Origin of the sequence: Nocardia sp. NPDC050710 (assembly GCF_040654375.1) — a bacterium.
In the GTDB taxonomy this organism is placed as follows: domain Bacteria; phylum Actinomycetota; class Actinomycetes; order Mycobacteriales; family Mycobacteriaceae; genus Nocardia.
This window is the reverse complement of record NZ_JBFAHV010000026.1, coordinates 96,373-110,395: the sequence shown is the minus strand read 5'-3', so window position 1 is coordinate 110,395 and position 14,023 is coordinate 96,373. Positions and strand designations below refer to the sequence as shown.

Annotated in this window: 13 protein-coding genes; all 13 read right to left on the bottom strand. The window is 65.7% G+C overall.

The features are described 5' to 3' along the window. Nucleotides 1–258 precede the first annotated feature (258 nt). The 13 genes from murA to AB0H61_RS32640 all read right to left on the bottom strand — a co-directional run bounded on the left by murA (nucleotide 259) and on the right by AB0H61_RS32640 (nucleotide 13,973). Nucleotides 259–1,539 carry a UDP-N-acetylglucosamine 1-carboxyvinyltransferase gene (murA, locus tag AB0H61_RS32700; RefSeq protein WP_357311605.1) on the bottom strand — a complete coding sequence of 427 codons (1,281 nt, stop codon included), beginning with the start codon at nucleotides 1,537–1,539 and terminating at the stop codon, nucleotides 259–261. A 1,952-nt stretch (nucleotides 1,540–3,491) separates the two neighbouring features. After that, entirely contained in the window at nucleotides 3,492–4,070 is a 579-nt protein-coding gene (locus AB0H61_RS32695; protein ID WP_357311604.1) for a cob(I)yrinic acid a,c-diamide adenosyltransferase, read from the bottom strand. Between the two features lie 145 nt (nucleotides 4,071–4,215). Then, complete coding sequence (locus tag AB0H61_RS32690; RefSeq protein WP_357311612.1) at nucleotides 4,216–4,638, bottom strand: DUF2550 domain-containing protein; 423 nt, start codon at nucleotides 4,636–4,638, stop codon at nucleotides 4,216–4,218. A gap of 260 nt (nucleotides 4,639–4,898) precedes the next feature. Further along, nucleotides 4,899–5,276 carry a F0F1 ATP synthase subunit epsilon gene (locus AB0H61_RS32685; protein WP_357311603.1) on the bottom strand — a complete coding sequence of 126 codons (378 nt, stop codon included), beginning with the start codon at nucleotides 5,274–5,276 and terminating at the stop codon, nucleotides 4,899–4,901. Between the two features lie 6 nt (nucleotides 5,277–5,282). Further along, on the bottom strand, nucleotides 5,283–6,725 hold the full coding sequence (gene atpD / locus AB0H61_RS32680) for a F0F1 ATP synthase subunit beta (protein WP_357311602.1): 1,443 nt from the start codon (nucleotides 6,723–6,725) through the stop codon (nucleotides 5,283–5,285). An 18-nt stretch (nucleotides 6,726–6,743) separates the two neighbouring features. After that, nucleotides 6,744–7,715, bottom strand: coding sequence for a F0F1 ATP synthase subunit gamma (locus AB0H61_RS32675; protein WP_357311601.1), 972 nt, complete (start codon nucleotides 7,713–7,715; stop codon nucleotides 6,744–6,746). Nucleotides 7,716–7,773: 58 nt separating this feature from the next. Further along, a complete protein-coding gene (atpA, locus tag AB0H61_RS32670; protein ID WP_357311600.1) occupies nucleotides 7,774–9,411 on the bottom strand; it encodes a F0F1 ATP synthase subunit alpha in 1,638 nt (545 codons plus the stop codon). Nucleotides 9,412–9,475: 64 nt separating this feature from the next. Next, nucleotides 9,476–10,285 (bottom strand): F0F1 ATP synthase subunit delta, encoded by an 810-nt coding sequence (locus tag AB0H61_RS32665; protein ID WP_357311599.1) that lies wholly within the window; start codon nucleotides 10,283–10,285, stop codon nucleotides 9,476–9,478. Between the two features lie 19 nt (nucleotides 10,286–10,304). After that, nucleotides 10,305–10,865, bottom strand: a complete 561-nt coding sequence (locus tag AB0H61_RS32660) for a F0F1 ATP synthase subunit B (protein ID WP_357311598.1) — start codon at nucleotides 10,863–10,865, stop codon at nucleotides 10,305–10,307. A gap of 5 nt (nucleotides 10,866–10,870) precedes the next feature. Further along, nucleotides 10,871–11,119 carry an ATP synthase F0 subunit C gene (locus AB0H61_RS32655; protein WP_040704792.1) on the bottom strand — a complete coding sequence of 83 codons (249 nt, stop codon included), beginning with the start codon at nucleotides 11,117–11,119 and terminating at the stop codon, nucleotides 10,871–10,873. A gap of 78 nt (nucleotides 11,120–11,197) precedes the next feature. Next, nucleotides 11,198–12,046, bottom strand: a complete 849-nt coding sequence (gene atpB, locus AB0H61_RS32650) for a F0F1 ATP synthase subunit A (protein WP_357311597.1) — start codon at nucleotides 12,044–12,046, stop codon at nucleotides 11,198–11,200. Nucleotides 12,047–12,286: 240 nt separating this feature from the next. Then, the gene (locus AB0H61_RS32645) at nucleotides 12,287–12,745 is read right to left on the bottom strand and encodes a hypothetical protein (protein WP_357311596.1); all 459 of its coding nucleotides are present in this window, start codon (nucleotides 12,743–12,745) and stop codon (nucleotides 12,287–12,289) included. A gap of 82 nt (nucleotides 12,746–12,827) precedes the next feature. Beyond that, nucleotides 12,828–13,973, bottom strand: coding sequence for an MraY family glycosyltransferase (locus tag AB0H61_RS32640; RefSeq protein WP_357311595.1), 1,146 nt, complete (start codon nucleotides 13,971–13,973; stop codon nucleotides 12,828–12,830). Nucleotides 13,974–14,023: the final 50 nt, after the last annotated feature.

The window sequence follows — 14,023 nt, the reverse complement described above, 5'->3', positions numbered from 1 at the left end:
CAGCTTAGCGCGGCCAGTCACCCGAATACAAATCAGGGTTCCAGTCGAGCTAGTGTGATCGCCAGGCGCTCCTCGTACTACCTCGTTTCCCAGGCTCAGCGTTTCCACTGTGTCGCCCAGCCTTGCGGCTGAGGGCCCCGGGTCGGTGTCCGTGTCGCTCTGACTTGAATAAAGTTACGTGTCGGCGTGCACGATGTCAAATCGCCTGGTCAGGAACGATTTTCATCGAAGCAAGATCGTCGTAACCTCCCGGCAAGATCAATCCGGGGCGCCGACCCGCTCCACCTGACCATCCAATCCCTGGAGCTGCTCCACGAAATTCGGGTAACCGCGGTCGATATGGAATACGTCGTGCACCTCGGTGACCCCGTCGGCAACCAGACCTGCGAGCACCAGCCCGGCGCCCGCGCGGATATCCGAGGACCACACCGGCGCACTCGACAACCGCGGGATACCGCGCACCACCGCGTGGTGACCATCGGTCCGCGCATCGGCGCCGAGCCGAATCATCTCCTCCACAAAGCGGAATCGCGCCTCGAAGATGTTCTCGGTGATCATCGAAGTCCCGTCGGCAATGGCCGCGAGCCCGATCGCCATGGGCTGCAGGTCGGTCGGGAACCCGGGGAAGGGCAGCGTCGAGAAGTTCACCGCGCGCGGCCGGTCCGGCTGCACCACACGGAAGCCGTCCACATCGAAGGAAATGCGCGCACCCGCGGAGCGCAGCTTGTCCAGCACCAGCGACAGGTGCTTCGGGTTGACCCCGGTCACCTTCACATCGCCCATCGTCATCGATGCGGCGATCCCCCACGTTGCCGCGACGATGCGATCGCCGATGACGCGGTGGTCGGTCGGCTCGAGGCGCTCCACGCCCTGAATGGTCAGCACCGACGTGCCCGCGCCACTGATCCGCGCACCCATCCGCACCAGCATGTTGCAGAGATCGACGATGTCGGGTTCACGTGCGGCGTTATCGATGACGGTCTCCCCCTCGGCCAGCACCGCGGCCATGAGGATGTTCTCGGTCGCTCCGACCGACGGGAAGTCCAGGCGAATGCGCGCACCTTGCAGTTCGTCGGCACGCGCGACCACACAGCCGTGCTCGATTTCGCTGGTCGCACCCAGCAGTCGCAGGCCGGCCTGATGCATATCGAGCGGACGGGAGCCGATGGCATCGCCACCGGGCAGCGCGACCACCGCGCGCTTGCACCGCGCCATCAGGGGTCCGAGCACACAGACCGAGGCCCGGAACTGGGTCACCGCCGGGAAGTCCGCGTGGTACTTCGGTTCGGCCGGGGTGGTGATGGTGACGACGGAGCGATCGCCAGGCGCATCGTCGGTGATGGTGACCTCACAGCCGAGCCCGCGCAGCACCTCCGCCATCAGGGGCACGTCGAGGATGTCGGGGCAGTTGGTGATCGTCGACGTCCCCTCCGCCAGGAGGGCAGCAGCCATCAGCTTGAGGACGCTGTTCTTGGCGCCTCCCACCGCGACTTCGCCGACGAGCCGATTGCCCCCGGTGACCAGAAACCGTTCGCTCACACCGGTTAGCTTATCCACCGTCGGCGGGACGCATGCGCGTGTACGCGATCCCGGTGCGCTATCGCGAGGTTCGATGCCGGATTCGCCCCGCACGACCTATCCTGCGAGTCCGCAACCGGTCGTAAAAGCTACCGACCGGTCAGTTAGTCCGATTTACCCGGACCCGGAGTCGCGGAACCTTCGTCGTCGCCCATGGCGAATCGACCTCCGACACCACGGGATTGGGGACGTTTGCGTTGCGCACCCGTCACCCCGGCCCGACGGACCGGCGGGCGAACACCGATCGGGCTACTGATCCTCCATCGATATCCCTCATTCCACGCTGGTCAGCGCGGTGTCGAGAAGGTCCGCAGAAAAGCGCCGCTGTACTTCTACTCACACCTGTTCATGACAAACCTCGAAGTGGATGCGGTATGCCCGGTCTCGCAGGCCGCCCGGTACCGATGCTCGGCGCACGGCGCACGGCGCTCGCTGTTCGACGCTCGATGCTCGGTGCTCGGTGCTCGATGCTCGGCGCTGAGTGCGCAGTCCTCGGTGCTCAGTCCTCGGTCTTGGTGCTCGGTGTCGGTGCTCGGTGCTCGGTGCTCGGTGCTCGGTGCTCGGGACTCGGGACTCGGGACTCGAGGCCTAATGTCTGGTGGCCGGTGCCGCGTGCTCAGTACTCGACGCTCGATGCCCCGCCTTGGCGATAGGTGGCCGGTGCCTGTGCTTGATGATCGGTAGTGATGGTCGGCACTCGATGCTCAACGTACGGTGCCCGACCCGTAGTGGTCAGTGCCGTGTGCTCGCTCGAAGCTCGGTGCCCAGTCCTCGGTGCCCAGTCCTCGGCGCCCAGTCCTCGGCGCCTAATGCTCAATGCTCAATCTCTGGTGGCCGGTGCCGCGTGCTCAGTGCCCGACACTCGGTGCCCCGCCCGTGGTGGCGGGTGGGCGGTGCCCATGCTTGATGGTCGGTGGTCGGCAGTTGATGCGCACCGTCCAGTCCCAGCACGCAGTGGTCGGTGCCGTGAGCTCCGAGCTCAGTCCTCGGGGCCCGGCGCGAAGTGCCCGGCTCTCAGCGCTCAGTCCTCGGTGCTCAGTCCTCGGCGCTCGGCGCTCGGTCCACGGCGCTCGGCGCTCGGTCCACGGCGCTCATGCTCAATGCCTGATGGCCGGTGCCGTGAGCTCAGTGCCCAGCACCCGTTGCCCCGCGTGTGGTGATAGGTGGTCGGCACTCGATGCGCAGCGTCCGGCCCCGACGCGCAGTGGTCGGTGCCGTGAGCTCGGCGCTCGAAACTCGAAACTCGAAACTCAACGCTCAACGCTCAAAGCTCAACGCTCGAAACTCGAAACTCGAAGCTCAGCGCTCAGCGGTCAGGGCTCGGGGCTCGGGGCTCGGGGCTCGGGGCTCGGGGCTCGGGGCTCGGGGCTCGGGGCTCGGGGCTCGGGGCTCGGGGCTCGGGGCTCGGGGCTCGGGGCTCGGACGCATTGTCAACAGCGTGGGCCGCATCGATGCCGATCACGGCTTCGTCCAGCAACTCGGCCGTGACCACCGCGAAGTCGAATGACCACAACCTGAGTGTGTGCCCGACGTCGTTCGGGATCTCATTGAAATCCTCGGGTCTCAGTTGGGTTGACGGTTCCCGAGGCTTATCGCAGTCTCCTGCGTCCTTCATCGGCTCCTGATGCCAAGGCATCCACGCGCTACTTTCTCGGCACGCCCTGGATTTATTTACCGGGGGGTGAATTGGGGCCGGGGACTACGGAATCGCCGCGAAGATCTCCCGCCGCCGAGGAGAACTGAGCCACCGCGGCTCCGGTGGAAAGCGGGTGGTGGATCCGGATCATCGGCTCGCTCCGGACAAGGCCGCCGGGGCCGTCGACATGATGCGCGGCGAACTTGCGGCGATATGGCGGGAACGGCCCGGCTACGCGAAGAGACCGCGCTGCCGGGCGAGATCGGGAGCGCGCGAGCTAGGACTTCGCGCCGCCACCCGGCTTCCAGAGAATGTCGCCCTCGGGGTTGGTGACCCGGCTCAGGATGAAGAGCAGGTCGGAGAGGCGGTTGAGGTATTTCGCGGGTAGGACGCTGGTGTCGTCGGGGTAGGCCGATACCGCCGCCCAGGCCGAACGCTCGGCGCGCCGCGCCACCGTGCGCGCGGTGTGCAGTAACGCGGCCAAGGGGGTGCCGCCGGGGAGAATGAACGAATTCAGCGGTGCCAGTTCGGCATTGAACTCATCGCACCAGCCTTCCAGCCGGTCGATGTAGTCCTGGGTGATGCGAAGCGGCGGGTATTTGGGCTCGGCCACCACCGGGGTCGAGAGATCGGCCCCCGCGTCGAACAGATCGTTCTGCACCTGCCGCAGCACCGCGAGCAGTTCCGGCCCGGGCTGCCCCAGCGCGATCGCGACACCGAGCGCGGCATTCGCCTCATCACAATCGGCGTAGGCGACCAGCCGGGGATCGGTCTTGGCTACCCGAGAGAAGTCGCTGAGCCCGGTGGTCCCGTCATCGCCGGTCCGCGTATAAATCCGCGTCAGATGCACACTCACACACCAACCGTAGTCCGGCTCCATGCAAGCTGTCCGACCGGTTTTGCATGAGCGTGGACTGATTTCGCCCGACCACGGGTAACTCGCCGACCACCAACACTGCTCATGCGGCAGACGAGTCAGGCTCGAATACGCGGAAAGGCGGCTACAGCCCCGGTAAGCGGCGGGTGCGGTCTGACGGGCGCGATTCCACCCAGGAGAGGAAAGCCGCCCGGGCGCCGCGATCGAGGGCCAGCTCGTAATTGCCGTCGGAATCGGCGACCGCGGTGACGATGATTTCGTCGGTCATGATGTCGTACTCATCACCGACCGGTCCGCGCCGCTCACCGACCTCGATGCCGCGCCGCTTGATCGTCGAATCGGGACCGAGTTTCAAACTGGTGAGCTTGTAGAAGACGAGCCGATCCTCGTCGTAGCGGATGAGGCCGTGCCGCCAGCCCTGGCCGCCGCTCGCGGGCAATACCCGCAGGATCGCGGCGGTGCCGCCGCGGCGCAACATGATGAGCCGGTAGGTAGAGATCAGGGCGAGTGCGACCAGCACCAACACCAGAATGATCAGAATAACCATCCCGGTCTGCAATGCTGTCCATCCTTTCGCTCGGTACCCGCGCGAACGGCGCCGGATACCCATCCGATGCGACATTCAAACACGAGTCTACAAACGGTCGAGCAAGTGGGGCTGAATACCGTTGGGGCGGTAAGCCTGCGGAGCCGGTGGGGTGGGTAAAACACCGGGTCGGCAAGCCGACGGAGTCGGCGGAAAAAACATTGTCGGCGGCGAAGATGCCTTCGCCGCCGACAATGGGGATATTCACGACCTCAGGGGTCTCAGAGCTGTGCGACCTGCTCGACCGCACGCACCTGACCCTGGGCAATCTTCTGCTGTTCCTCGGTAGCCGTCGTGTCGGCGAGCACCCGGCGGGCCGCGTCGACGTCGACCTCGCCGGCGAACTCAGCGGACTCGGCCAGGATCCGAACCGTGGTGGCGGTGACCGAGAAGAAGCCACCGTGCACCGCCGCGACGATCCGCTCGCCCTCGGTGGGCACGATGTTCACGATGCCGCCCTCGACCAGCTGGCCGAGGAGCGGTTCGTGGCCCGGCATGATGCCGACCTGGCCCTCGGTGGTCTGCGCGCTCACGAACTTCGCCTGGCCGGACCAGAGCCGACGCTCGATTGCGACGAGATCAACTGACATTTCCGCCATCGGTGGCTACTTTCCGGCGATCTTCTTCGCGGCCGCCTCGACGTCGTCGAGACCACCGCAGGAGTTGAACGCCTGCTCCGGGAAGTGGTCGAACTCGCCCTTGCAGACCCGATCGAAGTCGTCGATGGTCTGCTCCAGCGGAACCACCGAGCCCACCTGACCGGTGAACTTCTCGGCCACGATGAAGTTCTGGCCGAGGAACTTCTCCAGACGACGGGCGCGGCCGACGAGGACCTTGTCCTCTTCGGAGAGCTCGTCCATACCGAGGATCGCGATGATGTCCTGCAGTTCCTTGTACTTCTGCAGGATCCGCTTGACCTCGTTCGCCACCGCGAAGTGCCGGTCACCGACGATCGAAGCCTCGAGGATACGAGAGGTCGAGGTCAGCGGGTCGACGGCGGGGTAGATGCCCTTCTGCGAGATCGGGCGGGAAAGCTCGGTCGTCGCGTCCAGGTGGGCGAAGGTGGTCGCCGGGGCCGGGTCGGTGTAGTCGTCGGCGGGCACGTAGATGGCCTGCAGCGAGGTGATGGACCGACCACGGGTCGAGGTGATGCGCTCCTGCAGCTCACCCATCTCGTCGGCCAGCGTGGGCTGGTAACCGACGGCGGAGGGCATACGGCCGAGCAGGGTCGACACCTCGGAACCGGCCTGGGTGAACCGGAAGATGTTGTCGATGAACAGCAGCACGTCCTGGTGCTGCACGTCGCGGAAGTACTCGGCCATGGTGAGGGCCGAGAGGGCGACGCGCATACGGGTGCCCGGCGGCTCGTCCATCTGGCCGAAGACAAGGGCGGTGTCCGGGAGGACGCCCATCTCTTCCATCTCCAGGCGGAGGTCGGTGCCCTCACGGGTGCGCTCACCGACGCCCGCGAACACGGACGTACCGGAGAACTCACGCGCGATACGGGTGATCATCTCCTGGATCAGAACGGTCTTGCCGACGCCGGCACCACCGAACAGACCGATCTTGCCGCCCTTCACGTACGGGGTCAGCAGGTCGATGACCTTGATACCGGTCTCGAGGATCTCGGTCTTGCCCTCGAGCTGGTCGAATGACGGGGGCTTGCGGTGGATGCCCCACTGCTCGCCCTCGCGGCCCAGGCCGGGGGTGTCCAGGCAGTCGCCGAGGGCGTTGAAGACGTGGCCCTTGACGACGTCACCGACTGGCACCGAGATCGGCTTGCCGGTGTCGGTGACGGTGGCGCCACGGACCAGGCCGTCGGTCGGCTGCATCGAGATGGTGCGCACGATGTTGTCGCCGAGGTGCTGGGCGACCTCGAGGGTCAGGGTCTTGGCCACCGAGGTCAGGGTGATCTCGGCGTTCAGAGCGTTGAACAGCTCGGGGATGGAACCCCGCGGGAACTCGACGTCCACGACGGGGCCGATGACACGGGCGACGCGGCCGGTTGCGGCGCCAGTCCTCGTGTTGTCAGTGACAGCTGCGGTCATTTCTTCTCTTCCTGCGCTTTAGTCGCGGTCCGAGCTCGACGCCAGCGCGTTCACGCCGCCGACGATTTCGCTGATTTCCTGCGTGATCTGGGCCTGACGCACCGAGTTCGCCTCGCGCTGCAACACGCTGGCCAATTCGTTGGCGTTGTCGGTGGCCGCCTTCATTGCGGTGCGCCGAGCCGCGGACTCGGATGCCGCTGCCTCGAGCAACGATGAGTAGATACGCGTGTTGATGTACTTCGGCAGCAGGGCCGCCAGCAGCACATCGGCGTCGGGCTCGAATTCGTACTGCGCCTGGGGCTCCGCCGTGACGGAATCCACGAAGCTGTTCTCGCCCATGTCGAAGTTCTCATCGATATAGCTGACCTGGATCGGCGCCAGGCGGCGCACCTCCGGGGTCTGGGTCAGCATCGACACGAAACGTGTGTAGACGATGTGCAACTCGTCCACGCCCGCCATCGTGCCGGTGCCGTCCGGGGTGGCAACTTCACCCTGGGAGCCCGCCATGAAGCTCTCCACCAGGTGGTGGCAGGCGGCCGAGGCATCGGTGTACTTCGGCTGCTGCGAGAACCCGATCCATGAACCGAGCAGTTCCCGGTTGCGGAAGGTGTAGTACGTGCGGCCCTTCTTGCCCATCACGTACAGCACCGGGTCCTTGCCCTCACCGCGCAGGCTGGTCATCAGCTCCTCGGCGCGCCGGAGCACGTTCGCGTTGTAGCCACCAGCCATGCCGCTGTCACTGGTGATCACCAGGACGGCGGCGCGGCGGGGGTTGGCGCGTTCGGTCAGCAGCGGGTGGGTCAGGTTCTTCGACGCACCCGCCAGCTCACCGAGGACCTTGGTGATCTCCTCCGCGTACGGCTTGGCGGCCGCAACCCTGGCCTGGGCCTTGGTGATTCGCGAGGTCGCGATCAGCTCTTGGGCCTTGGTGATCTTCTTGATCGAATTCACACCACGAATGCGGGAGCGCAATTCACGCAAACTTGCCATCAGCGGTTCACACTCCCTTCATTCGCCAGAATCGGATAACGCATCGCTTCCGCCCGCGTTACTTCTCGACGTGCTTGCGGGTGACCGACAGCGACTCGACCTCTTCGTGGTCCAACTCGCCCGCCTCCGGCTCGTTCACCACGCGGCTGCCGTCGGAGGCGAGGAAGCCCTGCTTGAACTTGTCGGTGGCCGCTTTGATCGCGTCGGCCGCGTCACCGTCGAGGACCTTGCCGCCCTCGATGGTCTTGAACGCGTCGGCCGCGGTGCGGTGCAGGTCCTCGAGCAGGTCGCGGTTGAAGCGACGGATGTCGGCGACCGGAACCGAGTCGTAGTAGCCGCCGTCGACCAGGTAGATCGAGATGATCTGGTCCTCGACCGAAACCGGCGAGTACTGGTCCTGCTTGAGCAGCTCAACCCAGCGGGCGCCACGCTCCAGCTGCGCCAGCGACGCGGCGTCGAGGTCGGAGGCGAAGGCGGAGAACGCCTCCAGCTCACGGAACTGCGCCATTTCCAGACGCAGGGAACCGGCGACCTTCTTCATACCCTTGGTCTGCGCGGCGCCACCGACACGGGAAACCGAGGTACCGACGTTGATCGCCGGGCGGACACCCTTGTTGAACAGGTCGGACTCGAGGAAGACCTGGCCGTCGGTGATGGAGATGACGTTGGTCGGGATGAAGGCCGAGATGTCGTTGGCCTTGGTCTCGATGATCGGCAGACCGGTCATCGAGCCCGCGCCCATCTCGTCGGACAGCTTGGCGCAACGCTCCAGCAGACGGGAGTGCAGGTAGAAGACGTCACCCGGGTACGCCTCGCGGCCCGGCGGGCGACGCAGCAGCAGCGAGATGGCGCGGTATGCCTCGGCCTGCTTGGTCAGGTCGTCGAACACGATGAGGACATGCTTGCCCTGGTACATCCAGTGCTGGCCGATGGCCGAACCGGTGTACGGCGCAAGCCATTTGAAGCCGGCGGAGTCCGACGCGGGGGCCGCGACGATGGTGGTGTACTCCATCGCGCCGTGCGCCTCCAGCGCGGTCTTGACGCCCGCGATGGTCGAACCCTTCTGGCCGATGGCGACGTAGATGCAGCGAACCTGCTTCTTCGGGTCGCCCGACTCCCAGTTGGCCTTCTGCGCCAGGATGGCGTCGATGCAGACCGCGGTCTTGCCGGTCTTGCGGTCGCCGATGATCAGCTGGCGCTGACCACGACCGATGGCGGTCAGGGCGTCGATGGCGGTGATGCCGGTGGCCAGCGGCTCCTCGACCGGCTGGCGCTCCAGCACCGTCGCGGCCTGCAGCTCGAGCACGCGCTGCTCTTCGGCCTCGATCTCGCCGAGGCCGTCGATCGGCTGGCCGAGCGGGTTCACCACACGACCGAGGAACTTGTCGCCGACCGGAACCGAGAGCACGTCACCGGTCCGTCGGACCTCGTGGCCCTCCTCGATCTCGGCGAACTCGCCGAGGATAACCGCACCGATCTCACGGTCCTCGAGGTTCAGCGCCACGCCGAGCACGCCGCCCGGGAACTCGAGCAGCTCGTTGGCCATTGCCGAGGGCAGGCCGGAGACGTGCGCGATGCCGTCGCTGGCGTCGGTGACCACACCGACTTCTTCGATGGAGGTCTCGGGGGTGTAGCTCTGGGTGTAGCTCTCGATCGCGCTACGGATCTCGTCGGAGGAGATCGTCAGCTCCGCCATGTTCTTCCTGCTCTCGCTGTGTGGGTCTGGAATGTCGGGTGGGTGGTGCGCTGCGTAGGGCCGCTCAGGCCAGTTCGCGACGCAGCCGCTCCAGTCGGCCGGTGGCGCTGCCGTCGATCACGTCGTCACCGACGCGAACGACCAGCCCGCTCATCAGGGTCGGGTCGACCTGCACGTGCACCGTGACCGGCTTGCCGTAGATCCGCTGCAGGGAGGCGGCCAGCCGCTCCCGCTGCTGCGCGCTCAGGGCGATCGCGGCATGCACATGCGCGACGATCTGGTCGCGTCGGCCCGCCGCCAAGTCGGACAACTCGTCGAAGGCCGTGCCGATGCTGGTCCGCTGCCGGGTCACCACCTGTTCCGCCAGGGTCAGGGTGATGGACTCGGTCTTGCCTGCCAGCAACTGGGCGAGCAGTTCGCGCTTGGCCGAGGCCGGCCGCCCGCGATCCGACAGGGCCTGCTCCAGGTCCGGGTTGTCGCCGACGATCCGGCCGAGCCGGAACAGCTCGTCCTCGACCGCGTCGAGCCGGCCACTGTCGGCCGCCGACTCCAGCAGGGCCTCCTGCCCGAGCAACACCAGGGTGTCGACCAGGTCGGCGGTCCGGGACCAGTTCTGCGCCACCGCGGTGGTCAGCACCGCCTGAGTGGCGGGGCTGACCTTGCCACCGAAGACCCGTTCGCTCAGCTCGGCGCGCGCCGAACCGGGCACCGACACGTCCGCGAGCGCAACACGCAGCGAACGCTGGTCGTCCAGCACGGCGACAACGGCGAACAGTTCCGAGCCCGTGGTGGCGGCAACACTGTCGCTTCCGGTCAGAGCGGCCCGAAGCGCCTCCCGGGACCGGGCGCATGCCTCGCGGCTCGCTGCGTACATGCTTCTCACTTTCGCGTCGCTACCTTCCGACCCCGATGCCGGCGTCGGTGTCGTCGAGTTCGGCAAGGAACCGCTCGATCGACGCCGCCTGCTTGGCTTCGTCCGAAACCGACTGTCCGATAATCTTTTCGGCCAGATCGACGGCCGTACGGCCGACCTCGGAACGCAGTTCGGTCAGGATCTGCTGGCGCTGGGCTTCCAGCTGGCTGTGGCCCGCGGCCACGATACGGTCGCTCTCGGCCTGGGCTTCCGAGCGCATCTGCGCGAGGATCTGCTGGCCCTGGGTGCGCGCGTCCTCACGGATGCGAGCCGCCTCGAGCCGGGCGTCGGCCAGCTGCTGCTGGTACTGCTGCAGCGTGGCCTGGGCCTCTTCCTGCACGGTCTCGGCACGCTTGATGCCGCCCTCGATCTTGTCGGCGCGCTCGTCCAGCACCTTGGTCAGGCGCGGGATGACGTACTTGTAGAAAGCGAACGCGATGATCGCGACGCAAACCACCGACCAGACAATGTCGTACATTTCGGGGACAAGAGGATTCACATCCTCTCCGCCCTCCGCTGCGAGTACTGCGAACTCGTACATCGGAATCAGAAGATGAAGCCGGCGACGAGGCCGATCAGGGCCAGGGCCTCGGTGAACGCGATACCGAGGAACATGTTGGTACGGATGGTGCCCTGCAGCTCGGGCTGACGGGCGATACCCTCGATGGCCTTACCGACGACGATGCCCACACCGATGCCGGGGCCGATGGCCGCCAGACCGTAGCCGATGGCGCCGAAGCCCTTGAACGTCGATTCGGAGGTTGCGGCTTCCTGGGCCAGGTACGCGAGGCTCATGAGTCTTCCATTCCCTTTCTTTTGCTCACCGGCCGGTTGGCGCGGTGCAGCAGGTTTGGCGTTTGTTGTTCGGTCAGGTCAGTGTTCGTCGGCGTGCTGCGCGAGTCCGATGTAAACGGCGGTCAGCAGCGCAAACACGTAGGCCTGCAGGAAGATGACCAGGATCTCGAACAGCGTGAAGCCCAGTCCGGCGAGCAGCGAGAAGGGCGAGAACACCTTCATCCAGGCGGCTGCGTCGAACAGGAAGAACCAGGTGGCGCTGAAGAACAGCACCAGCATGATGTGTCCGGCCAGCATGTTGGCCATGAGTCGGACCGTCAGCGTGAACGGACGCAGGATGAACGTCGAGACGAACTCGATCGGAATCAGCAGTACATGCAGTGCGGGCGGGACATTCGGCACCACGATGCTGCTGCGCATGTAGTGGAAGAATCCGTACTTCTTGATACCCACGTAGTTGAACGCGATGTACGCAATGGCGGCCAGCACCAGCGGCATGCCGATTCGTGCGTTCGACGAGATGTTCAATCCCGGAACGATGCCGGAGAAGTTCAGAAAGAGAACCGTGAAGAAGATGGTCGCGATCAGCGGGAAGAACTTGCGACCGCTCTCCTTACCGAGCACCTCTTCGCAAATCTGCTCCTTGACGAAGACCAAACCGGTTTCGGCGACGTTCTGCAGGCCGCGCGGCACGATCCGGGGCGTACGGAATGCCAGCATCATGAAACCGACCAGCACGGCCGTCATCAGCAGCCGAATCAGCATCAATCGATCGAGTTCGAACGGCGTTCCCTCGAACAGCACAGCTGGAGGGAAGAAGTCGGTAAGCGACGGCGCGTGGAACTCGCCCGCCAAAGTGGTGACGCTCAGCGTTCTCTCCCGTGTTCGGGCCGCGGGTACGGTCATTCCCGCGGTTCGATCGGACATTGACGATCAATTTGGGTCGACGGAGGTCGGCTCGAAATTCGTCAGCAGCTGCGCGGCAAACCCGCCCGTGCGTCTGTACGTGTGTCGGCGACATCGTCGACATGCAGAACCGGAACCCACAGTCCCGGCACGGCAGTAAGCATAGCGGTACTCGAAGGGATCGCGTGATCCCCCCTCGCTTGGTCGCTTGCTTACCAACACTTTACCAAGTTATCTACGACGCTGTGTAGGGGGGTGAAGTTATTCCTTCGTCGGGTCGGGGTCGGGGTCGCCCGCGGTGGTGGTCACGTACGGAACCTTCTGGCGCAGAACGCCATACGTCTCCGCCCCGAGCACGATCAGCAGCGCACCGATCACGGTGAGGAAAAGGGCGGTGCGGTTGTAGAAGTCGAACTGGTTGAGTACACCGACCACGATCAGCACCACCAGCACCTTGCCGACCCAGCTGACCAGCATGACCAGGCCCGCGGTGCTCGGCGGCAGCTTCGCGCCGAACAGGATGACGGCGGCCGTGGTGAGGATGAAACCGCCGCCGATGGCCGCACCGAGCAGCGCGCCCCAGAGGCCGGGCAGACCGGCCGTGGCCGTCGCGATCGTGACGGCCAACACAACCAGCACGGCCAGTCCGATCAAGCCGTAGCGCAGCGCTGCCTTCAGCGGCGCGTCGGGACCGGGGACCGGGGTGGGAGTAAAGCTCACGACCGCGCCTCGCTGACGCTCGGCACTGTCGCGCCTTTACCTGGCGCTGTGTTGTCGGTTCGCTCGCTCACGCCATCGGACTTTACCCGGGCGGCTGTCGCTGCCCTGCCGCCTCCCCGCGCCGCAGGCCCGGGATAGCGGTCACCACCAGTGCGAAAACCAGGCCGCCCGCCATAAGCAACACAACAACTCTGCGATCCATCAGCGAGGTTCCGACGGCGCCGAACGCGAGCACGCCGACCCACAAATAGATCAGCAGCACCACGCGCCGGTGCGAATGCCCGATCTGGAGTAAGCGATGATGCAAGTGCATTTTGTCCGGGGTGGAAAAACTGACGCCAGCGCGCACCCGGCGCAGGATCGCCAGCACCAGATCCAGTACCGGAATGAACATCACCGCGCCGACCAACAGCAGCGGTGAGAGCAGACCGACAATGTCGCGCGGTCCGAAACCCTGCAGCGGAATCCGGCCGGAGGCACTGGTAGAGACCGCGGCAAGGACCAGGCCGATCAACATCGATCCGGAATCGCCCATGAATATTCGGGCAGGTTGAAAATTGTGCGGCAGGAATCCGAGACAGGCGCCCGCCAGTGCCGCGGCGAGCAGCGCGGGCGGATACGTATCCACCGAACCGCCCTGCTCATTCATCAATCCGACCGCGAACACGAATACCGCGGCGGCGCAGATCAACCCCAGTCCGGCCGCGAGCCCGTCCAATCCGTCGACGAAGTTCATCGCGTTGACCAGGGTCACGGTGACCGCGACCGTCACCAAACCGCCCTGCAGCGCGTCCAGCGAAATCGTGGAGTTGTTGAACGGGTTGTAGATGCTGTACCAGCTCAGACCCATCACCGCCATGACACCGGCGGCGGTCACCTGCCCGGCGAATTTGGTCAGCGCGTCCAGGCCCCAGCGGTCGTCCACGATGCCGACCAGCACGATGAGGGTGGCGGCGACCAGCACCGCCGGAATATCGGGGGCGTAGTCGAAACCCCGTCGCAGCGCGGGCAATTGGTGCGCGAACAGCACCGCGGCCACCAAGCCGACGTACATGCCGACACCACCCATTCGCGGCACCGGCTTGACGTGCACGTCGCGTTCGCGCGGCACGGCGACCGCGCCGAATGCGATGGCGAGCACCCGAATCCCGCCGGTGGCCAGGAAGGTCACCGTCGCCGAGATGAGGAGCACGAGCAGCAGCTCGCGCAACGGAACAATGGAACTCATCCGAGAGGCCGTCCGATCACCCGCGGCACCGCCCGGCCGGACGACCCGTC

Bases quoted from the DNA above. Each gene is read 5' to 3' on its own strand.
- AB0H61_RS32640 (WP_357311595.1), bottom strand. From the start codon at position 13,973: ATGAGTTCCATTGTTCCGTTGCGCGAGCTGCTGCTCGTGCTCCTCATC.
- AB0H61_RS32660 (WP_357311598.1), bottom strand. From the start codon at position 10,865: ATGTACGAGTTCGCAGTACTCGCAGCGGAGGGCGGAGAGGATGTGAAT.
- AB0H61_RS32675 (WP_357311601.1), bottom strand. From the start codon at position 7,715: ATGGCAAGTTTGCGTGAATTGCGCTCCCGCATTCGTGGTGTGAATTCG.
- atpD (WP_357311602.1), bottom strand. From the start codon at position 6,725: ATGACCGCAGCTGTCACTGACAACACGAGGACTGGCGCCGCAACCGGC.
- atpB (WP_357311597.1), bottom strand. From the start codon at position 12,046: ATGTCCGATCGAACCGCGGGAATGACCGTACCCGCGGCCCGAACACGG.
- AB0H61_RS32665 (WP_357311599.1), bottom strand. From the start codon at position 10,285: ATGTACGCAGCGAGCCGCGAGGCATGCGCCCGGTCCCGGGAGGCGCTT.
- AB0H61_RS32655 (WP_040704792.1), bottom strand. From the start codon at position 11,119: ATGAGCCTCGCGTACCTGGCCCAGGAAGCCGCAACCTCCGAATCGACG.
- AB0H61_RS32690 (WP_357311612.1), bottom strand. From the start codon at position 4,638: ATGGTTATTCTGATCATTCTGGTGTTGGTGCTGGTCGCACTCGCCCTG.
- atpA (WP_357311600.1), bottom strand. From the start codon at position 9,411: ATGGCGGAGCTGACGATCTCCTCCGACGAGATCCGTAGCGCGATCGAG.
- AB0H61_RS32685 (WP_357311603.1), bottom strand. From the start codon at position 5,276: ATGGCGGAAATGTCAGTTGATCTCGTCGCAATCGAGCGTCGGCTCTGG.